Origin of the sequence: Rhizobium sp. RU35A, from assembly GCF_900156005.1 — a bacterium.
Taxonomy (GTDB): Bacteria; Pseudomonadota; Alphaproteobacteria; order Rhizobiales; family Rhizobiaceae; genus Neorhizobium; species Neorhizobium straminoryzae.
Genome location: NZ_FTMR01000014.1, coordinates 78,803 through 100,465, shown reverse-complemented (window position 1 = coordinate 100,465; position 21,663 = coordinate 78,803). Strand labels below are relative to the sequence as shown.

At 64.4% G+C, this 21,663-nt stretch carries 22 protein-coding genes and 1 tRNA gene; 17 read left to right on the top strand and 6 right to left on the bottom strand.

Going from position 1 to position 21,663, the window contains the following annotated elements; all coding sequences use genetic code 11:
* Nucleotides 1–187: 187 nt before the first annotated feature.
* Nucleotides 188–403, top strand: a complete 216-nt coding sequence (locus F3H95_RS23850; protein ID WP_149747780.1) for a hypothetical protein — start codon at nucleotides 188–190, stop codon at nucleotides 401–403.
* Nucleotides 404–417: 14 nt separating this feature from the next.
* Nucleotides 418–831, top strand: coding sequence for a DUF2190 family protein (locus F3H95_RS23845; protein ID WP_149747779.1), 414 nt, complete (start codon nucleotides 418–420; stop codon nucleotides 829–831).
* Nucleotides 832–1,115: 284 nt separating this feature from the next.
* On the opposite strand, the gene F3H95_RS23840 is transcribed toward F3H95_RS23845, so the two are convergent.
* Nucleotides 1,116–1,205, bottom strand: a tRNA-Ser gene (locus F3H95_RS23840).
* Between the two features lie 319 nt (nucleotides 1,206–1,524).
* Here F3H95_RS23840 and rplU point away from each other — a divergent pair.
* The 14 genes from rplU (at nucleotide 1,525) to F3H95_RS23770 (ending at nucleotide 13,697) form a co-directional block, all read left to right on the top strand.
* The gene (rplU, locus tag F3H95_RS23835) at nucleotides 1,525–1,836 is read left to right on the top strand and encodes a 50S ribosomal protein L21 (RefSeq protein WP_143127506.1); all 312 of its coding nucleotides are present in this window, start codon (nucleotides 1,525–1,527) and stop codon (nucleotides 1,834–1,836) included.
* A 41-nt stretch (nucleotides 1,837–1,877) separates the two neighbouring features.
* Nucleotides 1,878–2,147: a 50S ribosomal protein L27 gene (gene rpmA / locus F3H95_RS23830; RefSeq protein ID WP_149747778.1), complete on the top strand. Its 270-nt coding sequence runs from the start codon at nucleotides 1,878–1,880 to the stop codon at nucleotides 2,145–2,147.
* Nucleotides 2,148–2,281: 134 nt separating this feature from the next.
* Nucleotides 2,282–2,917, top strand: a complete 636-nt coding sequence (locus F3H95_RS23825) for a GNAT family protein (RefSeq protein WP_143127508.1) — start codon at nucleotides 2,282–2,284, stop codon at nucleotides 2,915–2,917.
* On the top strand, nucleotides 2,914–3,486 hold the full coding sequence (locus tag F3H95_RS23820; protein WP_149747777.1) for a GNAT family N-acetyltransferase: 573 nt from the start codon (nucleotides 2,914–2,916) through the stop codon (nucleotides 3,484–3,486). Before F3H95_RS23825 ends, F3H95_RS23820 begins: the two co-directional genes overlap by 4 nt.
* Before the next feature lie 175 nt (nucleotides 3,487–3,661).
* Nucleotides 3,662–4,729 carry a GTPase ObgE gene (gene obgE, locus F3H95_RS23815; protein ID WP_143127510.1) on the top strand — a complete coding sequence of 356 codons (1,068 nt, stop codon included), beginning with the start codon at nucleotides 3,662–3,664 and terminating at the stop codon, nucleotides 4,727–4,729.
* 5 nt (nucleotides 4,730–4,734) lie between these two features.
* Entirely contained in the window at nucleotides 4,735–5,907 is a 1,173-nt protein-coding gene (gene proB, locus F3H95_RS23810; RefSeq protein ID WP_188134467.1) for a glutamate 5-kinase, read from the top strand.
* Nucleotides 5,897–7,177, top strand: a complete 1,281-nt coding sequence (locus F3H95_RS23805) for a glutamate-5-semialdehyde dehydrogenase (protein ID WP_149747776.1) — start codon at nucleotides 5,897–5,899, stop codon at nucleotides 7,175–7,177. The genes proB and F3H95_RS23805 overlap by 11 nt, the downstream gene beginning before the upstream one ends.
* A gap of 41 nt (nucleotides 7,178–7,218) precedes the next feature.
* Entirely contained in the window at nucleotides 7,219–7,863 is a 645-nt protein-coding gene (locus F3H95_RS23800) for a nicotinate-nucleotide adenylyltransferase (protein ID WP_149747785.1), read from the top strand.
* A 52-nt stretch (nucleotides 7,864–7,915) separates the two neighbouring features.
* Nucleotides 7,916–8,359: a ribosome silencing factor gene (gene rsfS, locus F3H95_RS23795; RefSeq protein WP_143127513.1), complete on the top strand. Its 444-nt coding sequence runs from the start codon at nucleotides 7,916–7,918 to the stop codon at nucleotides 8,357–8,359.
* Between the two features lie 111 nt (nucleotides 8,360–8,470).
* Nucleotides 8,471–8,953, top strand: coding sequence for a 23S rRNA (pseudouridine(1915)-N(3))-methyltransferase RlmH (gene rlmH / locus F3H95_RS23790; protein ID WP_149747775.1), 483 nt, complete (start codon nucleotides 8,471–8,473; stop codon nucleotides 8,951–8,953).
* Nucleotides 8,954–9,087: 134 nt separating this feature from the next.
* Complete coding sequence (locus F3H95_RS23785) at nucleotides 9,088–10,485, top strand: murein hydrolase activator EnvC (RefSeq protein WP_143127556.1); 1,398 nt, start codon at nucleotides 9,088–9,090, stop codon at nucleotides 10,483–10,485.
* Nucleotides 10,475–11,809, top strand: coding sequence for a S41 family peptidase (locus F3H95_RS23780; RefSeq protein WP_143127515.1), 1,335 nt, complete (start codon nucleotides 10,475–10,477; stop codon nucleotides 11,807–11,809). Before F3H95_RS23785 ends, F3H95_RS23780 begins: the two co-directional genes overlap by 11 nt.
* Before the next feature lie 153 nt (nucleotides 11,810–11,962).
* Entirely contained in the window at nucleotides 11,963–13,159 is a 1,197-nt protein-coding gene (locus F3H95_RS23775) for a divergent polysaccharide deacetylase family protein (RefSeq protein ID WP_244618115.1), read from the top strand.
* A gap of 7 nt (nucleotides 13,160–13,166) precedes the next feature.
* Nucleotides 13,167–13,697, top strand: coding sequence for an RNA pyrophosphohydrolase (locus F3H95_RS23770; RefSeq protein WP_149747774.1), 531 nt, complete (start codon nucleotides 13,167–13,169; stop codon nucleotides 13,695–13,697).
* A 111-nt stretch (nucleotides 13,698–13,808) separates the two neighbouring features.
* Here F3H95_RS23770 and F3H95_RS23765 read toward each other — a convergent pair whose 3' ends face one another.
* The gene (locus F3H95_RS23765) at nucleotides 13,809–14,681 is read right to left on the bottom strand and encodes a LysR family transcriptional regulator (protein ID WP_149747773.1); all 873 of its coding nucleotides are present in this window, start codon (nucleotides 14,679–14,681) and stop codon (nucleotides 13,809–13,811) included.
* Nucleotides 14,682–14,790: 109 nt separating this feature from the next.
* Here F3H95_RS23765 and F3H95_RS23760 point away from each other — a divergent pair, with 109 nt between their 5' ends.
* Entirely contained in the window at nucleotides 14,791–15,762 is a 972-nt protein-coding gene (locus F3H95_RS23760; RefSeq protein ID WP_210248585.1) for a quinone oxidoreductase, read from the top strand.
* A gap of 115 nt (nucleotides 15,763–15,877) precedes the next feature.
* Here the strand turns inward: F3H95_RS23760 and bfr are convergent, their stop codons facing one another.
* From bfr to F3H95_RS23740, 4 genes are all read right to left on the bottom strand, one after another.
* Nucleotides 15,878–16,363: a bacterioferritin gene (bfr, locus tag F3H95_RS23755; protein WP_143127518.1), complete on the bottom strand. Its 486-nt coding sequence runs from the start codon at nucleotides 16,361–16,363 to the stop codon at nucleotides 15,878–15,880.
* A complete protein-coding gene (locus tag F3H95_RS23750; RefSeq protein ID WP_149747772.1) occupies nucleotides 16,329–16,640 on the bottom strand; it encodes a (2Fe-2S)-binding protein in 312 nt (103 codons plus the stop codon). Before F3H95_RS23750 ends, bfr begins: the two co-directional genes overlap by 35 nt.
* Nucleotides 16,641–16,828: 188 nt before the next feature.
* On the bottom strand, nucleotides 16,829–20,206 hold the full coding sequence (locus tag F3H95_RS23745; RefSeq protein WP_149747771.1) for an error-prone DNA polymerase: 3,378 nt from the start codon (nucleotides 20,204–20,206) through the stop codon (nucleotides 16,829–16,831).
* A complete protein-coding gene (locus F3H95_RS23740) occupies nucleotides 20,203–21,657 on the bottom strand; it encodes a DNA polymerase Y family protein (RefSeq protein WP_280177856.1) in 1,455 nt (484 codons plus the stop codon). The genes F3H95_RS23745 and F3H95_RS23740 overlap by 4 nt, the downstream gene beginning before the upstream one ends.
* Nucleotides 21,658–21,663 lie beyond the last annotated feature (6 nt).

Genomic DNA, 21,663 nt, shown 5'->3' with positions numbered 1-21,663 from the left:
CTGTTCGTCTGTGAAACGGTTGCGTTTCATCCTCTGGTCCTCTCAATGGGCCAGAGCTTACTTCAAAATGGATTAGTTCAACGGGGCAAGGTCAACCCTTGCCTTTGCGGAGGCGCTGGACCCCCAAGCAACTTTTGATTTTTCGGAAGAAGGACAGATAGCGCAATTTGCGGCTCAGGAATGGTTTTTGCAATTCCTGACAAAAATCCCGGTCCCTGTCGTGACCGCCGAGTTGGCAGGACGCCCGATGGATTTCGAAGAGAGCCAGTTCACCCCTCCGAATGGCTATAGTGCCGACCATGAGAAGCTTGAGATCGATAGACTAGCCATCCTGTACATGCGCCAGAACGGCGTAAGCTATTGGGATGCGGTTCGGGTCGTCGAAATGCAATTGCGCTGGTAACGGGGGGAGAGACCGTGCAGAAGATCGCAATCCTAACGTTGACATTCAAGGCTTCTGGCGCAGTGGGCGCGTACAGAGCTGTTGGATTTGACGGCGCTCAAGCGAGTGTCAAGGGTCAAAAGGTGCTCGGAGTGTCGGGGCGCGACGTGCAGTCCGGCTCGTACAGTGATGCCGATGCTCTGGGCACCACAATCGTTCGATGTGGGGGCTCATTCCACAGGGGTGATAGCCTCATTGTGGATGCCCAAGGCCGCGCGGTGAAAGCTTCAGGACAGATGGCTCTAAAGGCTGGCAACACGCCAGTGACAAGCGTTAACGCAAACGGGACAACCATCTTCGAGGGGGCCGACCTCCCCGAATACGTGTTCGCCGACGCGCTTGAGGATGGAGAGTTTGACCGCCTCTCCGAAGTGTTGTTGCGACGCTGATCCTCTCTCCGCTCACCCAAAGGGAGAACTGAAAGCGGGCGTGCCATTTGGCTCTTAAGTTAAACGGCGCGTGTTATGATAAGCCAGAAAACGTCGGAGGCTCCGCCGGTCACTCCACCAGGGCGCATTCAAATTGTTCTGAAACGGATTTTGAACGGCATTTTAAGCAGACGTCCGATTTTTGAAGTTTCCGGTTTTAGGTGTCAAAATTCCGGAAATCCCCGTCAAGCTACAGTGAGGAAACCCAAGGGCTTGCAGGTAATTGACGGAGAGTGAACACAACCTGGCGGAGAGGGTGGGATTCGAACCCACGATACGGTTGCCCGTATGCCGCATTTCGAGTGCGGTGCTTTCGACCACTCAGCCACCTCTCCGGTCAATCTGGTCGGCACCCGTCAGGTGCGGTGCGCTACATAGCGATGAACGGACGGGCTGGCAAGGGAGAAATCGCAGCAATTCCCGTCTTTTTCCTTGACAGGTCAAGGGGGCTGAATTAATCCCCACGCATTCCGCCATGGGGTATTCCGTGCGGAGCCTGACCGGGGCCTTTTCGAGGGTCCGGTTTCACCGGCAGACCGGTTCAAAAGAGTTCTTCTTTTGTAATCCTGCTCAAACGTGGACTGATAAAAAGACGGCCGCCTCCCCTTTCTGGAGGGCGCGGGCAGAGCCGGATCGAACATGAAAGGATAAAAAATGTTCGCAGTCATCAAGACCGGCGGTAAGCAGTACCGCGTAGCGGCTGACGATGTCGTCACCATCGAGAAGCTCGACGTCGCCGCAGGCGAAGTCATCGAATTCAATGAAGTCCTGGTCGTTGGCGAAGGCGCCGATGCCAAGATCGGCGCGCCCTTCGTGGCCGGCGCCGTCGTGAAGGCCGAAGTGGTCGAACACAACCGTGGCAAGAAGGTCCTGTCCTTCAAGAAGCGTCGTCGCCAGAATTCCAAGCGGATTCGCGGCCATCGCCAGCATCATACGGTCGTTCGTATCACGGCGATCAGCGCCTGATCGGTCACCAGGGTTTTCGAGAGATTTAAAGGAGCACTCCCATGGCACATAAAAAAGCTGGCGGTTCCTCGCGCAACGGTCGCGATTCCAATTCCAAGCGCCTTGGCGTGAAGAAGTTCGGTGGCGAAGCTGTCGTCGCCGGCAACATCATCGTGCGTCAGCGCGGCACGCAGTGGCATCCGGGCGCCAATGTCGGCCTCGGCAAGGACTACACCATTTTTGCGCTCACCGCCGGTAACGTGGACTACCGTACGAAGGCCAATGGCCGCGTGTACGTGTCTGTGATGCCGAAAGCGGAAGCCGCGGAATAAAAGCCGGTAGCGCGTTAAAACAGCCGGCGTCTCATCGACCCGGCTGACACCCGCAAAAGGTTCAGTCCAGAAAACAGGGGAGATGGGGCGCCACCCACCTTCCCTTTTTCTTTGTCCAAAAGGAGGACTGAACCATGCAAGGCGAAATGTTAAGGAGCGACCGGAGCCGGTCGCCCGAGGAGCGGTTGAGGCCGCAACGGTTAAGGAGCGATTGCCCCGTCTTACTGTCGCAGAGACTGGTTCTGCGCGCCCCGCACGAAGAAGACATCGACGCCCTTTCCCATCTCGCCAACAACGCCAATATCGCGACCATGGTGTCGCGCATGCCGCACCCATACACGGCAAAAGACGCCGCCGATTTCGTACGACGTACGAAAGCCGGCGAGATTGGCAAGTGCGTCTATGCCATTACCCGAGCCGATAATGGCGCTTTCCTTGGTTGCTGCGCGCTGGAGCCGCATGTCAACGATGCGTTGACACTGGAGATCGGATACTGGCTGGGCGAACCCTACTGGAACCAGGGCTATGCCACGGAAGCGGCGCATGCGCTGATCGACATGGCGTTTCGCACCCGTGACATCGAGCAGATCGATGCGCGCTGCCGGGTCACCAATGTCGCCTCGCGCCGGGTCATTCAGAAGTGCGGCTTCCAGTTCCAGGGGTCCGGCATGGTCGGCTCGCTGGCACTCGGCGGTATGGTGCCCGTGGAGTGGTTCCGGCTCGACCGCAAGACCTGGATGTCGCTGAAGAGCTGGGGGGAGATGCGATGACCGCGACCCTTCTCGCACGGCCGCCCCGCACCATGGGGGCGCTCGGCCCCTGCCCGATCATCGAAACGCGCCATCTGGTGCTGCGTGCGCACCAGATGAGCGATGCCGATGCCATCGCAAACTCGCTCGGCGACTGGCAGGTCACTCGCATGCTGTCGCGGGTGCCCGCGCCCTACAGCCGCAGCGATGCGGTGGACTGGCTGAACGCCAACCGCACCAGCACGGACTGGCATTTCGCCATCACCGAGGGCGATGGCGTGCATATCGGCTGCGTTGCGGTGGAACTGCGGCATGGCCGGTGGCATCTCGGCTATTGGCTGAACCGTTTCTACTGGGGCCAGGGGCTCATGACGGAAGCCGCGGGCGCGGTCGTGGAACGCTTCTTCCGGCGCATGCCGGAGACGGTCCTGCATTCCGGTGCCTTTGCCGATAATGCCGCCTCGCTGCGCATCCAGGAAAAGCTCGGCTTCTCCATCCTGCGCTGCGCGGACCTGTTCAGCATGGCGCGCAATGCCATGGCGCCGCATCTGGAAACCAGCCTGACGGCGGAGGCCTTTCGCCAGCCGTGAGCCTTGGAATGGCCGGTCCGTGGGAGAAATTCCCTCTGCGGGCCGGCCGAACGGCTGCCGGAGGGCCCGGCAACCACGATAGGCTTTGACGTGACAGCAAAGCGACGATAACGAAAAGCCCGGAAAACAATCCGGTTATCGTCTCGATCAACCGCATGACGAACGGGCAGAACCCATGAAATTCCTCGACGAGGCCAAAGTCTATATTCGTTCCGGAGATGGTGGCGCCGGCGCCGTTTCCTTCCGCCGCGAGAAGTTCATCGAGTTCGGTGGCCCGGATGGCGGCGATGGCGGCCGTGGCGGTGATGTGTGGATCGAGGCGGTCAACGGCCTCAACACCCTGATCGATTATCGCTACCAGCAGCATTACAAGGCCGGCACCGGCATTCACGGCATGGGCCGCAACCGCACCGGCGCCAATGGCGCCAGTGTCACCATGAAGGTGCCGGTCGGTACTCAGGTGTTCGAGGAAGACAACGAGACGCTGATCGTCGATCTCACGGAAGAGGGGCAGCGCTTCCGTCTTGCCGCCGGCGGCAATGGCGGCTTCGGCAATGCCTATTTCAAGTCCTCCACCAATCAGGCGCCGGATTGGGCCAATCCCGGCCTGCCGGGAGACGAGAAGACCATCTGGCTGCGGCTGAAGCTGATTGCCGATGCGGGTCTGGTCGGCCTGCCGAATGCCGGCAAATCCACCTTCCTTGCCACGGTCACCCGTGCGCGGCCGAAGATTGCCAATTACCCCTTCACCACGCTGCATCCCAATCTCGGTGTTGCCACCATCGATGGCCGCGAATTCGTGCTGGCCGATATTCCGGGCCTGATCGAAGGCGCGCATGAAGGCGTCGGCATCGGCGACCGCTTCCTTGGCCATGTGGAGCGCACGCGCGTGCTGCTGCATCTGGTCTCCGCGCAGGAAGAACATGTCGGCAAGGCCTACAAGACCGTCAAGCACGAGCTGGAAGCCTATGGCGGCGGTCTGGAGGACAAGGCGGAAATCGTGGCGCTGTCGCAGATCGACGTCCTGGACGAGAAGGAACTGAAGAAGAAGGCGAAGGAGTTGCAGAAGGCTTGCGGTTCGCCGCCGCTGCTTCTCTCGGCCGCCGCGCATATGGGCGTCACGGAGGCGCTGCGGGCGCTCCGCGACGTCATCGTGGCCTCCAGCGAAAAGACGGCGCTGCCCGACCGCAGCCTTCCGGTCGCGGATGCGGACGATCTCGACGATGCCGGGGACGAGGACTGATCGTCATGTCGCGCAAGCCCCTGAATGCTCATCGCCGCATCGTCATCAAGATCGGTTCCGCCCTGCTGGTGGACCGCAAGACGGGCCTGAAATCCGGCTGGCTCGATTCGGTCTGCGCCGATATCGCGGCGCTGCGGGCGAACAACATCGAGGTGCTGGTGGTGTCCTCCGGCGCCATCGCGCTCGGCCGAACCGTTCTTGGGCTGGCGCCGGGCGCGCTGAAGCTTGAGGAAAGCCAGGCGGCGGCGGCGGTCGGCCAGATCGCGCTTGCGCGTGCCTGGTCGGAAAGCCTGTCGCGGGATGGGATCGTCGCCGGCCAGATCCTGCTGACGCTCGGCGATACGGAAGAGCGTCGCCGGTATCTCAACGGTCGCGCCACCATCAACCAGCTGCTGAAGCTCGGTGCCGTGCCGATCATCAACGAGAACGACACGGTGGCGACCACCGAAATCCGCTATGGCGACAATGACCGGCTGGCGGCCCGTGTCGCCACCATGACCGGTGCGGACCTGTTGATCCTGCTCTCTGATATCGACGGCCTCTATACGGCGCCGCCACATCTCGATCCGGATGCGAAGTTCCTCGATACGATCCCGTCGATCACGCCGGAGATCGAGGCCATGGCGGGCGGCGCTGCCTCCGAACTGTCGCGCGGCGGCATGCGCACCAAGATCGATGCCGGCAAGATCGCCACCAGCGCCGGCTGCGGCATGATCATCGCTTCGGGCAAGACCGATCATCCGCTAAGGGCGATCGAAAGCGGTGCCCGCTCCTCCTGGTTTGCGCCCTCCGGCACGCCCGTTACGGCGCGCAAGACCTGGATTGCGGGCCAGTTGCAGCCGGCGGGCACGCTGACGGTCGATGCGGGTGCTGAAAGGGCGCTTGCCTCCGGCAAGAGCCTGCTGCCCGCGGGTGTGCGCGCCGTTATCGGCCCCTTCAGCCGCGGCGATACGGTTGCCATCATCGGCACGCAGGGCCGCGAGATCGCCCGCGGCCTGGTCGGCTATGATGCCGACGAGGCGCGCGCCATTGCCGGACGCAAGTCCGGCGAGATCGAATCCATTCTCGGCTATGCCGGCCGCGCCGCCATGGTGCATCGCGATGATCTGGTGATCACCGGCCTGCTGGTGGCTGAAACCAAGGGCACTGTTGAGGAGGATACCGCCCATGCTGGATAAGATTGCCGTTTCCGACATCGAACAGCTGATGCAGGCGATCGGCCGCAACGCGAAGGCGGCAGCGCGCCGTCTGGCCACGGCCTCGACGGACGCGAAGAACACGGCGCTGACCGCCGCCGCCGATGCCATCATCGCCGCGACGCCAGACATTCTCGCCGCCAATGCGCAGGATCTGGCTGCGGTCGCCGACAAGGGCCTGCAGCCTTCCTTCATCGACCGGCTGACGCTCAACGAAAAGCGTGTCGCCGAAATGGCCGAGGGGCTGAGAGCGATTGCCGCCCTTCCCGATCCGGTCGGCAGTGTGATTGCCGCCTGGGAACGCCCCAACGGCCTGAAGATCGAGCGCGTGCGCACGCCGCTCGGCGTGATCGGTGTGATCTATGAAAGCCGCCCGAACGTGACGGCCGATGCCGGCGCGCTGTGTCTGAAAGCCGGCAATGCGGTCATCCTGCGCGGCGGCTCTGACTCCCTCCATTCATCGCAGGCAATCCATCGCTGCCTGTCGAAGGGCCTGGCCCTTGCCGGCCTGCCGGAAGAGGCGATCCAGATCGTCCCGGTCGCCGATCGTTCGGCCGTCGGCGCCATGTTGTCCGGTCTCGATGGCGCAATTGACGTCATCGTGCCGCGCGGCGGCAAAAGCCTTGTGGCCCGCGTCCAGACGGAAGCCCGCGTGCCAGTCTTTGCGCATCTGGAAGGCCTCTGCCACATCTATGTCGATGCCTCTGCCGATCTGGAAATGGCCGTCAATGTGGTGGTCAATGCGAAAATGCGCCGCACCGGCATCTGCGGAGCCGCCGAAACGCTGCTGGTCGATCAGGCCGCGGCCGACACGCACCTGAAACCGATCCTTGAGGCGCTGGCGGCCAGGGGCTGCGAGATCCGCGCCTCCGAAGAGGTGCGCGCACGCGTGCCGGGTCTCATCCCCGCGACCGAAGAGGACTGGTGCACGGAATATCTGGAGGCGATCATTTCGGTGGCGCTGGTGGATGGCATCGAGGGGGCGATCCGTCACATCAACACCTATTCCTCGAACCACACGGAGGCGGTGCTGGCGGAGGATCCGGCGGTTGTGGCACGCTTCTTCAACGAGATCGATTCGGCGATCCTCCTGCACAATGCCTCCACCCAGTTTGCCGATGGCGGCGAATTCGGCATGGGCGGCGAGATCGGCATTTCTACCGGCAAGATGCATGCGCGCGGCCCGGTCGGTGTCGAGCAGCTGACCTCGTTCAAGTACCGGGTGCACGGCACCGGCCAGACGCGGCCCTGACGCGCGTGGCGGAGGGGGAACGCCTGACACCTTATCTTTCCATGCCGCATGTGGAGCGCGGCATGGTGGTCGGCCTGTTCGGCGGGTCGTTCAATCCGCCGCATCCCGGCCATCGGCTGGTTGCCGAGATCGCGCTGAAGCGGCTCGGCCTCGATCAGCTCTGGTGGATGGTGACGCCCGGCAATCCGCTGAAAAGCCGGTCCATTCTCTTGCCGCTGGCAGAGCGCATCGCGCTCAGCCGTGATCTGGCGCGCAATCCGCGCATCAAGATCACCGCCTTCGAGGAGCGGCTGAAGACGAGTTTCACCGCTCATACGCTCGCCCATGTGGTGGCGCGCCATCCGGGCGTGCGCTTTGTCTGGATCATGGGCGCCGACAGCCTGAAGACCTTTCACCGCTGGCAGAAATGGCGCGAGATCGCCGCTCTGGTGCCGATCGTCGTGGTGGACCGGCCGGGCGCCACGCTCTCCTTCCTCTCCTCGCCCGCGGCGCGTGCCCTCTCCTTTGCGCGAGTGGATGAAAATGCGGCGCGTTCGCTTGGCCTGCACCGCCCGCCAGCCTGGACCTTCATTCACGGCCCGCGCTCCACGCTGAGTTCCACGGAAATCCGGCAGGCTGCCCGCCCGGTCCCGATGCCGGGCTTGCGCGAGGCTTCCGGCGGACTGCGCCGCGCCTTGAAAGATTAACCATTCGATGCCACCTTCATGATCGTGGATCTTCCATCGGAAGATTCGCGTCGTGCCTGTTCTGTTCGTGACGAAAGGAAGACCTCTGACAACAGTACACGCCAAGGGGAGAACGCTCAGCGTTATCCCGAAGAGCCTGGAACGTGGCGCCGATGCCGCCGCCCGCGCTCTCGAAGTGGTCCTCGCCAGCCTCGAGGACTCCAAGGCCGAAGACATCGTCACCATCAACATTGCCGGAAAATCCGCGCTGGGCGACTACATGGTCGTGGTCACCGGGCGCTCGAACCGGCATGTCTCGGCAATCTCGGAACATCTGTTGACCGACCTGAAGGACGAGGGCTTTGGCAGCGCCCGCGTCGAAGGCATGGACACGGGTGACTGGGTGCTGATTGACACCGGTGACGTCATCATCCATGTGTTCCGCCCGGAAATCAGGGAGTTCTACAACATCGAAAAGATGTGGGCGGCTCCCGATGAGGAAGGAACGCTGCACTAGCGCCCGATCAGCCAGAGCTGACCGCCGCAGGTGCGATGAGCCGCAACGGGCGGCTGGGCACTGGCTCAGCCGAAAGCTCTTCTTGCGGCACCAGAATATGCGGTGGCAGACATGCGGATTGGCCTTTTTGCCGTGGGACGGCTCAAAGCCGGACCTGAGAAGGAACTTGCGTCACGCTATCTCGACCGCTTCGCCAAGGCTGGCCCGGCGGTGAGCCTTGAGTTTGCGCGCGTGACGGAAGTGAACGAAAGTCGCGCCTCCGCGGCGGACACCCGCAAGCGCGAGGAGGCCGGGCTTCTGGAAAAGAGCCTGCCTGAGGGGGCCGTGCTGATCCTGCTCGACGAGCGCGGCAAAGCGCTGGATAGCCCCGCCTTCGCAAGTCTCGTCGGACGATATCGCGATCAGGGCAAGCGGGAGATGATGATTGCCATCGGCGGCGCCGATGGGCTTGATCCTGTGCTCTACGATCGCGCGGATGCCGTCATCAATCTCGGCTCCATGACCTGGCCGCACCAGCTGGTGCGCATTTTGATCGCTGAACAGTTGTACCGCGCCGTCACCATCCTCTCCGGCCATCCCTATCACCGCGTCTGATGTGGAAGCGTGGCGGACCGGGGCCTCAGATTTTGCCTACACGATCTTGTTTCTGGTGCTGGCCGGCAAAAGGCCTTAGCTTGCTTCGATCAGGGCTGACGCAAAGAGTGGGAATGCGCAAGGGACAAGACAGCATGCGCCTGGCGCCGCCGCTGGTTGCGGTGGTGCTGCTTGTCTTGGCAGGCGCTGGGCAGCTTCATGCGCAGGATGCTCAGGCTGTCGATATCGGAACGCCCGCCGATCAGCCGGCGGATGGTACGCCAGCCTCCTCTCCCACCGTCGATGCGCTTGAGCAGAAACGTGACCAGACGCGTGCCGAACTGGAGGAGCTGTCGAAGACGTTGAGCCTGTCCGGCGACAAGGCGAAATCGATCGGCGAGGCAATTGCCGCGCTCGACAAGAGCAGCGCCTCGATCCGTCAGGCACTGATCGAATCGGCTGCGCGGCGCAAGCAGCTGGAAGCGACGATCCGCAAGAGCGAGAACCGGATGGCGGAGCTGCGCGTCAGGCAGGATGGCATTCGCGCCTCGCTGCACGAACGGCGCGGCGTTCTGGCGGAGGTTCTGGCCGCGCTGCAGCGCATGGGGCGCAATCCGCCGCCGGCGCTGCTCGTCACGCCCGAAGATGCGCTGGGATCGGTGCGGAGCGCCATCCTTCTTGGTGCCGTCGTTCCCGGCATGCGCGCCGAGGCGGAGCGGTTGATGACCGATCTGCAGTCCCTCTCCGATCTGGAAAGGGATGCTGCGGCCGAGAAGGACAAGGCTGCCGGCGCGATGAGCGCCAGCCTGGAGGAAGACCGGCGGATGGATCTGCTGCTTGCGGAAAACGACAAGCAGAGCCGCCAGAGCGCCGCCGAACTCGATGCCGAACGGCGCCGTTCCGAGGAGCTGGCCAGCCGGGCGACCAGCCTGCAGGGACTGATCCAGTCGCTGGAGGGCGAGATTTCTTCCGTGCGTGATGCGATGGCGCAGGCGCGTCAGGAGGAGGAGCGCCGCAAGCAGCTGACGGCGGAGCAGCGCGAGAAGGCCGAGCAGCTGGCCGAAGGTGGCGTGCCCGACAAAAACCGTATTGCGCCCGCATATCCGTTCGCGAGCCTCAAGCAAAAGTTGACCTATCCGGTCGAAGGCGATGTGCTGAGGGCCTATGGCGATCCCGACGGCACCGGCCATCCGGCCAAGGGTGTGACCCTTGCCTCAGGCCCCGGTGCCGTGGTCACGGCACCCGCCGACGGTCTTGTCGTCTTTGCCGGCGCCTTCCGAAGCTATGGGCAGATGATCATTCTCAATGCAGGCGATGGGTATCACCTGGTCCTGACAGGCATGGAAAAGGTCAATGTGCGGCAGGGAAAGTTCGTTTTCGCGGGCGAACCGATAGCCGTCATGGGCGAGAAAAGAGTGGCGAGCGCAACGGCGTTGGCGCTGGAAACAGATCGTCCAACGCTTTACATTGAATTCAGAAAGGACGGCACTCCGGTCGATTCGAAGCCGTGGTGGTCCACAAAGGAAACTGGAAGGGCACGAAATGATTCGTAGGGCTTCTCTTGTCATCGTTGGGGCGCTGCTCGGCGCCACAGCCATGAGTGTCGTGTATTCCGCGGGCGTGCCGGCCCAGGCTGCGGGATCGTCGACCTATCGTGAGCTGTCGATTTTCGGGGACGTGTTCGAACGTGTCCGTGCCCAGTATGTCACGCCTCCGGATGAACAGAAGCTGATCGAAAATGCCATCAATGGCATGCTGTCGTCGCTTGATCCGCATTCCAGCTACATGAATGCCAAGGATGCGGCCGACATGCGCACCCAGACGAAGGGTGAGTTCGGCGGCCTCGGCATCGAAGTGACGATGGAAAACGAGCTGGTAAAGGTCATCACCCCGATCGACGATACGCCTGCGGCAAAGGCAGGCGTTCTCTCGGGCGATTACATCTCCGAGATTGACGGCAAGCCGGTGCGCGGCATGAAGCTCGAGGACGCGGTCGAAAAGATGCGTGGTCCGGTCAAGACGCCGATCAAGCTGACCATCCTGCGCAAGGGCGCCGACAAGCCGATCGAACTTACCGTCGTGCGTGACGTGATTGCCGTGCGCGCCGTGAAATCGCGCGTCGAGCAGGGTGACATCGGCTATCTGCGCGTCATCTCCTTCACCGAAAAGACCTATGACGATCTCGAAAAGGCGATCAAGAAGATCAAGGCCGATGTTCCGGCCGACAAGCTGAAGGGCTATGTGCTCGATTTGCGTCTCAACCCGGGCGGTCTGCTCGACCAGGCGATCAACGTTTCCGACGCCTTCCTGGAGCGCGGCGAGGTGGTGTCCACCCGCGGTCGCAATCCGGAGGAAACCCGCCGCTTCAATGCCGGTCCGGGCGACCTGACGGATGGCAAGCCTGTGATCGTGCTGATCAACGGCGGCTCCGCATCCGCCTCGGAAATCGTGGCCGGTGCGCTGCAGGATCTGAAGCGCGCCACCGTGCTCGGCACGCGTTCCTTCGGCAAGGGGTCGGTCCAGACGATCATCCCGCTCGGCGAGGCGGGTGCTTTGCGTCTGACCACGGCGCTCTATTATACGCCGTCCGGCAAGTCGATCCAGGGCACCGGCATCCAGCCGGACATCAAGGTCGAGCAGCCGCTGCCGGCCGACCTGCAGGGCAAGATCCGCCCCGAAGGCGAATCCAGCCTGCGCGGCCATATCCAGGGTCAGAACGAGACCGAGGAAGGGTCCGGCTCCAGCGCCTATGTGCCGCCGGAAGCCAAGGATGATGTGCAGCTGAACTACGCGCTGGACCTGTTGCACGGCACGAAGACGGACCCGTCCTTCCCGCCGCATCAGGACAGCCCGACGGCCTCGGCGACCAAGCCCTGACCTGACTTTGTTTTGCAGCCCGCCCTGCCCTTCCGGCCGGGCGGGTTTTCCATGAGCGTGTTGACGTTCTGACGCTTGTCTCTTCCCGAGAAGCAAGCGTTTCCGCTCTGGCGCGCTTGGCAATGAGAACGACTTTGGGGGCAGGCGGAACCCGTGGGGACAGATCTTCGAGCGCCGCTCAAGGGCAAGGACGGGCGCCGGCGCGCGACCGGGTCCCGCCTGACGCTCGCGACCGTTCTGACGGGCCTCGGCGCGGCTGCCCTGCTCGGCGTTTCCTTCTATCTGATGCGCACCGCCGGATTGCCGCCCGGCGAACCCGTCGCAGTGACGCTTGCCGTGCCGCCGGCAGCGCCTGCGGCTCCGGCCCCGCTCCGTGCCACCTCTCCTCCGACTCCGTCAGTTGCTCCCGTTTCCGGCCAGTCCGGCGCGACTGTGGCACGCTCGGTGCCGGAGGATGGTTCCGTCGTGACCACCGTCTCGCCGCGTCTGCGCGATGGCAGCGGGCCAAAGCTGATCGATGCGCGTCTGGCGGGGCAGGACCCGCGCATGGCCGCCCAGCCGAATGAGGACCTGCTGGAAGAGACGTCCTTCGGCCGCCTGCCCGTGCGGGCGCCGGACGGATTGCGGCCGATGGACCAGTATGCGCGGCCCTGGTCCGGAGCGCGCGGCAACCGCATCGCCATCGTCATCGGCGGGCTCGGCATCAGCCAGACCAGCACGCAGCGCGCCATCCGCACCTTGCCCGGCAGCGTGACTTTGGCCTTTGCGGCAAGCGGCAACAGCCTGCAGCGCTGGATGCAGGAGGCGCGCACCGGCGGCCACGAAATCCTGCTGCAGGTGCCGATGGAACCCTTTGATTACCCGGCAAACGATCCCGGCCCCCTGACGCTGGTGACGGGCAAGCCCGTCGCGCAGAATCTGAAGGCGCTGCATCAGGCCATGGGGCGGATCACCAATTATACCGGCATCGTGAACTTTCTCGGCGGCCGCTATCTGGCCGATGCGGGCGCGCTCGAACCCGTTCTGAAGGATATTGCCGCACGCGGCCTGCTGTTTCTCGATGACGGCGCCTTTGCGCAGTCGAAGACGGAAACGCTTGCCCGCACCCTCGATCTGCCGCATGGCTTTGCCGATCTGACGCTGGATGGCGAATTGCGGCGTGATGCGATCCTGCGCAAGCTGGACGACCTGCAGCGGATTGCGGAGCGCCGGGGCAACGCCATTGGCATCGGCTCTGCCTTCGATGAGACAGTCGATGCCGTGGCCGAATGGATGAAACAGGCAGAGGGCAGGGGTATCGAGGTGGTCGGCGTGTCCGCCCTCGTCTCCGCGCCGCAACAACAGCAGTGAGGACTGGATGAGCCACGACAAACACCGCACGGCAGATGAACTGCCCTATCGCCCCTGTGTCGGCATCATGGTGCTGAACCGGCAGGGACTGGTCTGGGTCGGCAGGCGGCTCTCGGAAAACAACAGCGAGTCGGATGGCTCGCCGCAGCTCTGGCAGATGCCGCAGGGCGGCATCGACAAGGGCGAGGACCCGTTGAAGGCCGCCTATCGCGAGCTGTTCGAGGAAACCGGCATGAAGACGGTTTCTCTGCTGGCCGAGGCGAAGGACTGGATCAATTACGATCTGCCGGCCCATCTGATCGGCATCGGTCTCAAGGGCAAGTTCCGGGGCCAGACCCAGCGCTGGTTTGCCTTCCGTTTCGAAGGCGAGGAGAGCGAGATCAACATCGAGAACCCGCCGAGCGGCCAGCACCAGGAATTCGACGCCTGGGACTGGAAGCCGATGGCGGACCTTCCTGGGCTGATCGTCTCCTTCAAGCGTCCGGCCTATGAGAAGGTCGTGGCAGAGTTTTCGCATCTGGCCGGTGTGCCGGGCTGAGGGTCAGCCCCTCGGCCGGATATCCGGTGAGGATTTTTCGGACGGGAGATGATCGGTTTCACGGCGCGTTATGCCGTGGCCGCTCAGGGGGATGTACGGCGCTCTGTGGCGTCAGGGCGAACCGCTGCCTTGCCGCAGTACCGCCCGGATCGCCGCGGTGAGATGATCGATCACGGTTCTGACGGCCGGGGCATGGGTGAGGTCGCTGTGGACGACCAGCCAGGCCTCACGCATCAAGGGCGCGGCCTCCGGAAAGGCCAGCGCCAGCCCTTGGCGCTCCGGCTGCAGGAAATCCGGCAGCATGGCAATGCCGGCGCCGTGGCAGGCGAGCGCCATCTGCATCGCAACCTCGCCGGACCAGATGGCAAAGCGGCGCCCGGCGGCAAGCCTTTCCAGTTCGCGCTGCTGCGGCGACTGTCGCACCTCGCCATCCGAGCCGATGAACAGCCAGTCCTGTGGCTCGTTGGCCGCCAGATGCGCCGGGTCGGCATAGGCGCAAAAGGCAAGCGTTCCAAGCTTCGTCAGCGTCAGGTCGCCCTCGCCCGGTCGGCTGAGCCGGATGGCGATGTCCGCCTCGCGCCGGTTGAGGGCTGCGGTGCGGGCCTCGCCGAACAGCCGGATTGTCAGGCGCGGGTGATGCTGGCTGAGGCCGGCCAGCGCCGGTGCCACCACGATGCTGCCGAAGGCGGGCGGTGCCGAGATCGTGACTTCGCCCGAGACATCCTCCGCAGCCCCCCGCACGATCCGGGCGATTGCCTCGGCCTCCTCCTCCATCCGGCGGGCGATCGCGGCGATCCGCTCTCCCTCGGGCGTCAGCCGCAGCTTGCGGCCGCGCCGGTCGACGAGTTTCAGCGCAAGGCTGCGCTCCAGCGCTTCGATGCGGCGGGAAATCGTGGCATGTTCCACGTGAAGCGCGCGGGCCGCAGACAGCAGGCTGCCCTGTTCGGCAAAGGCGGCAAAGTGCCGAAGATCGTCCCAGTCCATCCTCTTGCCAGCCTCGTCCGTTGTGCGTTTCTTCCCATGTGTTGGGCAATATAGAGGAATTTCGCACAGAGGGCACACATCGTACAGTCTGCCGCAAAGGAGATCAGCCATGTCCCATGCAACGCCTTATTCCATGCAGGTGTCCGCCGTCGGTGGCCCCGAGGTTCTGCGCGCCGTTCAGCTTCCGCGCCTGTTGCCCGGTCCGGGTGAGGTTCTGATCGCGCAGCAGGCGATCGGGCTCAACTTCGTGGACGTCTATCACCGCAGCGGCGCCTATCCGCTGCCTCTGCCGGGCATTCCCGGCGTGGAGGGCGCCGGTGTCGTGGAGGCCATCGGCGAGGGCGTCGATCATCTCGCGGTCGGTGAGCGGGTTGTCTATGCCGGGGCGGTTGGCGCCTATGCCACGCATCGCCTTCTGCCGGCCTGGCGGACGATCCCGCTTCCCGATACCTTGGCCTTCGAGCAGGCCGGCAGCAATCTGCTGCGCGGTCTGACCGCCCATATGCTGCTCTCGCATGTGTATCCGCTGCGGGCCGGCATGCGGGTGCTCGTGCATGCCGCGGCCGGCGGTCTGGGCTCGATCCTCGTGCGGCTGGCAAAGCGGCTCGGCGCAGAGGTCATCGCCACCGTCGGCAGCCCGGAAAAGGAAGCGCTGGCCCGCGGACATGGCGCCGATCACGTGGTCGTCGGACGCGACGTCGATTTCGCCGCCGAGGTAGCGGCGCTGACGGCGGGTGACGGCGTGCATCTGGCGATCGACGGTATCGGCGGCGGCACGCTTGCCGGGACGATCGCCTGCGTGCGCCCCTTCGGCATGACCGCCAGCATCGGTCAGGTGGCGGGCGTCGCGCCGCCGGTGCCGCTTGCCGCGCTGCGCTCCAATGCCCTGTCGCGCCCCAGCGTCATGGCCTTCAGCGCAAACCGGGAGGTCTATGGACCGGCGGTCGATGCCGTGCTGTCGCTGATGCAGGAGAACCTGTTCGAGGCGCCGCAGCAGGCCTATCCGCTCACGGAGGCTGCGCGGGCGCATGCCGATCTGGAGGCGGGCCGCATCACTGGCAGCGCCTGGCTCCGCCCCTGATTCAGCGGTGAGAGGAGGGCCGCGGACTATCCCTCCGGCCGACAGCACTGGCATGCGGGCATGAAAAAAGCCGGCTACACTCGATAGCCGGCTTTCGATGTGGCAAGAGAAAACCTTATTCGGCAGCGTCGGCGGATTCGGCGTTCAGCAGGCCGTAGCGCTCTTCGCCGAGCTTGTTGAGCAGCTCGATCTGGGTTTCGAGGAAGTCGATATGGCCTTCCTCATCGATCAGCAGTTCCTCGAACAGCTTCATGGTGACGTAGTCACCGGCCTCGTAACAGATGTCGCGCGAGGTCTTGTAGGAGGTGCGGGCGTCGTATTCGCCGGCGAGATCGGCTTCGAGCACTTCGCGCACGTTCTGGCCGATGCGCAGCGGTGCCAGCGTCTGCAGGTTCGGATGGCCTTCCAGGAAGATGATGCGTGCCACCAGCTTGTCGGCGTGCTGCATTTCCTCGATGGATTCGGCGCGTTCCTTCTTGGCGAGCTTGGTGTAGCCCCAGTCTTCGAGCAGACGGTAGTGCAGCCAGTACTGGTTCACTGCGCCGAGTTCGAGAAAAAGGGCCTCGTTAAGCCGCTCGATGACTCTTTTGTCGCCTTTCAATGTCCGCTCTCCTGTTGTCTTCATGGAACTTTCTGAGGCGAGACATATAATCGACAACCTCGGCTTCCGTCGAGTGGCGGAGCGCGTGATATTCTTCCGTGGTGCGGATGATCAGGTCGACGACATTGGGGAAACAGCCGCAGCAACGGCCGCGCTTCTGCATGGCGTGATACACCTTGGAAGGCACGATCAGCTGCCAACAGTCCTCATCGAGGAGGCTGTTGATCACGTCCCTGATCTCCCGATCGGTAATGTAATTGCAACTGCAGACGAGCATGCGTATTAGCCATCAAACATGATGTTGGATGTCCCCTTTTTGATAAACAGGACGACAGATGTCAAGAAAAATGAATCGTCCGTCCAGCCGCGACGGGGCTGCCCGTCGGCTCTTGCCGCTCACAAGGGCGTGACGGGTCGTTCGAGCAGGAGGCCGGAATTGGCGGAGGCCGTGGTTCTTCCGCCTTTTCAATGAAAATTGCGGCCCTTCGGCAGAACCCGCGCGCTCTCGTCGAGCGGGCCTTGCGCAGAGGCTGCGCGTTGCGCACTGGCCGCCTTGCGGGCCATCCTTTCCCGATGGTCGAGCGTGGCGCGCAGCACCTCGTCAGCGCGCTCGCAGACGCCGAAGCAGCGCTTCTCTGCCTGCAACAGCCCCAGCATCGGGGTGAGGTCCTCGATCTGGTTGGCGATCACGTGGATCACGTCGCTTTCCCGCTGCAAAAGTCCGCGAATGCGCACCAGCCGGGCCGCCATGACCACGGCGCGGTAACGGGCAAAGATCTTTGGCCGCACGATGATGTTGGCGGTGCCTGTCTCGTCCTCCAGCGTCATGAAGATCACCTTGGCCGTGCCGGGTCGCTGGCGGATCAGCACCAGCCCTGCCACCTCCACCCGGCGGTTCTTCTCGGCGGTTCTGAGGGTGGCCGTGGTCACCATCGCCCGCCCCGCAAGCTCCCCGCGCAGGAAGGAAACGGGATGCGCCTTCAGCGACAGAGTGAGGCTGCGGTAATCCTCGATCACCTGTTCACCGGGCGGCATTTCCGGCAGGTCCATCGCGGGCTCGTGCTGCAGGTCCTCGTGGCCGGCCCGTTCGAACAGTGGCAGGCTGTCGCGGGCACTTGCGGTATCGAGCGCCCGCACCGCCCAGAGCGCCTGGCGCCGGTCGAGCCCCATCGAGCGGAAGGCATCCGCCTCCGCCAGCTTTTCGATGGCGGCGCGGTTGAGGCCGGAGCGCAGCCACAGATCGCGGACCGAGCGATAGCCCTCGCCGCGCGCCGCCACCAGCTTTCCACGGATCTCGGTTTCCGACAGGCCCTTGACCAGCCGGAAGCCCAAGCGCACGGATTTTCGCGCCTGAATGACAGTGCTCATGTCCCGGTGCTGCGGCGCCATATGGCGGGCGTCGAACCCCTTGCCGTCTTCCAGGCTCGCGTCCCAGTCGGAAAAGTTCACATCGACCGGCAGCACCTCGATCCCGTGCTCGCGCGCGTCGCGCACCAGCTGGGCGGGGGCATAAAAACCCATCGGCTGAGCGTTCAGGATCGCGGCGAGAAACACATCCGGATAGAGCGCCTTGAACCAGCAGGAGACATAGACCAGCAGCGCGAAGGAAGCGGCATGGCTTTCCGGAAAGCCGTATTCGCCAAAACCCTCGATCTGGCTGAAACAGCGCCTTGCAAAATCCGGATCGTAGCCGCGGCGGATCATGTTGCCCACCATCTTCTCGCGGAAGTGATGAATGGTGCCGGTGCGTCGGAAGGTGGCCATGGCGCGGCGCAGCTGGTCGGCCTCGCTCGGCTTGAACTCGGCGGCGACGATGGCGATCTGCATGGCCTGTTCCTGGAACAGCGGCACGCCCAGCGTGCGCGCCAGCACGGCCTTCAGTTCCTCGCTGGGATAGGGAATGTCGCGGCCCCTCCGCTCATCCTCGCGGCGCTTCAGGTAAGGGTGCACCATGTCGCCCTGGATCGGGCCGGGGCGCACGATCGCCACCTCGATGACGAGATCGTAGAAAATGCGGGGGCGCAGGCGCGGCAGCATGCTCATCTGCGCGCGGCTCTCGATCTGGAAGACGCCCACCGTATCCGCCCGGCAGATCATGTCATAGACCGCGTCGTTCTGGTCGGCGAGGATCGAAGGCAGGCTTTCCGGCCGCCTGTAGTGGCTTTCCAGCAGCCGGAAGGCTTTGGCGAGGCAGGTCAGCATGCCGAGTGCGAGAATATCGACCTTCAGGATGCCGAGTGTGTCGAGATCGTCCTTGTTCCATTCGATCATGTAGCGGCCGGGCATCGCCGTCGGCATGATCGGCACCACCTCGTCCAGCCGGTCGCGGGTGATCACGAAGCCGCCCACATGCTGGGTCAGGTGGCGGGGAAAATCCATCAGCTGGCGGGCATAGGTCAGCACGCGCTGCGTCGTCGCATCCTCCGTGTCGAGCCCGGCATTCTTCGCCTCCCGCTCCGACAGGCCGTCGGTCGACCAGCCCCAGACAGTGCTGGAAAGGGCCGATTGCACGTCTTCCGACAGGCCGAAGGCCTTTGCGACCTCACGGCCTGAGGAACGGGTGCGATAGCTGGTGACGGCCGCCGCCAGCCCCGCATGCTCGCGCCCATAGGTGCGGTAGATGAACTGGATCACCTCCTCGCGCCGCTCGTGCTCGAAATCCACGTCGATGTCGGGCGGCTCGTCCCGCTCGGTCGAGAGGAAGCGGGCAAACAGCAGCGAGGATCTGCGCGGATCGACATCGGTGATGCCAAGACAATAGCAGACGATGGAGTTGGCGGCCGAGCCGCGCCCCTGGCAGAGAATGTCCTGCGAGCGGGCATAGTCCATGATGTTGCGCACGGTGAGGAAATAGGGCGCATATTGCTTCTCGCGGATCAGGTCCAGCTCCTCGCGGATCTGCCGGCGGATCGTGTCGGTGATTTCGTGTCCGAACCGTCTTTCCGCGCCGGCCTGCACCAGCCGCTCCAGCGTTTCGGAGGGTGTTTCGCCGGCAATGCGTTCCTCCGGATAGTTGTGGCGCAGCTCGCGCAGCGAAAACTGCAGCCGCTCGAAGAAGCGGGTAGTTTCGGCCAGCGCCTGCGGATAGCGCCGGAAGATGCCGGCCATGCGGGAGGCAGGCTTCAGGAAACGTTCCGCATTGGCGGCAAAGCGGAAGCCGGCCTCTTCCACCGTCACATGCGCGCGGATGGCGGTCACCACATCGCAGAGCGGCCGCCGGCCCGGGTGGTGATAGAGCGGCTGGTTGGTGGCGATCAGCGGCAGCCGCGCCGCTTCGGCCCATTGGGCCACGCTGGCAAAGGCCAGCGAATCGCGCCCGTCATATTCGGCCGAAAGCCCCACGCTGAGATGCGTGCCAAAGCGTTCGCGCAGCCTGGCAAGCAGCTGCGCAAAGGCCTCGCCCGCTGCCGCATCATCAAGCAGATGGCGGCCCGGCAGAACGGCGAGCATCAGCCCATCGCCCCAGGTCAGGAGGTCGTCGAGAAACAGCCGGCAGTCCCCCTTGTCGCTGCGCAGGTTGCCGGCGCTCAACAGCCGGCAGAGATGGCCCCAGCCGGTGCGGTTGCAGGCAAAGGCCAGCACGTCGGGCGTTGCGTCGGCAAAGACGAGGCGGGCGCCCGGCTGCACTTTCAGGTTCACGTCGTCCGGCAGATCGCGCAGCTTCGCATGGGCGCGCACCACGCCAGCCACCGTGTTGCGGTCGGCAATACCAAGCCCGCAAAGCTCGCCGCATCTCGCCAGTTCGGCGGCGGCCTGCACCATTTCCTCCGGATGCGAGGCACCCTCCAGGAAGGAGAAATTGGTGCGCGCGCCGATCTCGCAGAAGGCCGGGGGCATCGTCATGCAAAGATCCCGTGCATGAACCAGCGCGGATGCGCCACCTCGTCATAGAGGCCCTGGCGATAGACCCAGAAGCGCTGGCCGCTGTCGGATTCCAGCCGGAAATAATCCCGCGTCAGGGCTTCCTCGCCGTCCCGCCACCATTCCGCCGCCAGCCGCTCCGGTCCTTCGGCCCTCAGCACCCGGTGGGTCAGCCGGCGCCAGCGAAAGCGCATCGGCGGGCCGTCCGGCACCTCCACCGCAAAGGTTTCCAGGAGCTCCGGCCGGGCAAACAGCCGAAGCGGCCGCTCCGCCCGCGACACGGTCACGCCCAGCGGCGGCGCCTCCCGCAGCGGAATGCGGGCCGGTGCCTGCCGCAAGGCGGGTTCCATGCGAAACGCCCGTTCCGGCACATGGCTTTCGCGCAGCTGGCAGGTCTGCAGGGCCTCCGGTCCCAGCCGGGCCGAGACCTGATCGACGAAATCGGACAGCGACAGGCTCCGGCGGTCATCGCCCTCGAAATCGCCCTGGGCGCTGTCGAACACCTCGTGGTGCAGCACATTGATGCGCAGGATCTCGAAACCGAAGCCGGCATCCAGATCGTCATGCAATCCCTTCAGCCGCTCGGCAAACAGCTTTGCGATGCGCGGCGGATCGCGCAAGGGACGCGAGGCGCCGGCGTTCAGGCGAAACACCTGGCCATCCACGCGAAACAGCACCAGTTCGAACACGCGCCCGCCCGCCCCGCGCGCTTCCAGCCCCGGTTTCAGTCCTTCGGCGACGGTGGCGGCAAGGGCCAGGATGTCGTCTTGCGCCCGGATCGGTTCCGCCAGCCGCCGCTCCGCCGACAGATGCGCAACCGGCCGGCGCGGCGAGATCGGTTCCTCGTCGGCACCGGTCGCCTGGTCGAGACGCAGCATCAGGTCCGCGCCGAAGCGGCGGGCGAGCGGCGCCCGCGGCGCCTCCAGGAGATCGCACACCTGCCGGAGGCCCACCTTGTGGAGCGCCTGCACCAGCGTGTCGTCGAGGCGCAGCGCTGCGACCGGCAGCGGCGCCAGCACGCCCTCCTGTTCGTCCTCGGCGACGATCCGGTTGCCATCGAAACGGGCAAGCGCCCAGGAGAGGCCGGGGGCCGAGGATATCGCGCCGCGCACCGCAAGGCCCATCTGCGTCAGCCGGGTCAGGATCTCCTGCAGCATCGCCGCCTCGCCGCCGAACAGATGCGTGCAGCCGGTGATGTCGAGGAAGAGGCCGTCGGTGCCGTCCAGCCCGACCAGCGGGGTGAAGCGGTCGCACCAGTCGGCGAGCGCCTCCAGCAGGCGCCGGTCGGCGGCCGCATCCTCCTCGATGACGATCAGGTTCGGACAGATGGCGCGCGCTTCCGCCAGCCCCTGCCCCATGCGCAGCCCGGCGGTCTCTGCGGTTTCGTCGAGTGCCAGAAGACGCATGCCATTGTCACGCCGGCCGGCCACCACGACGGG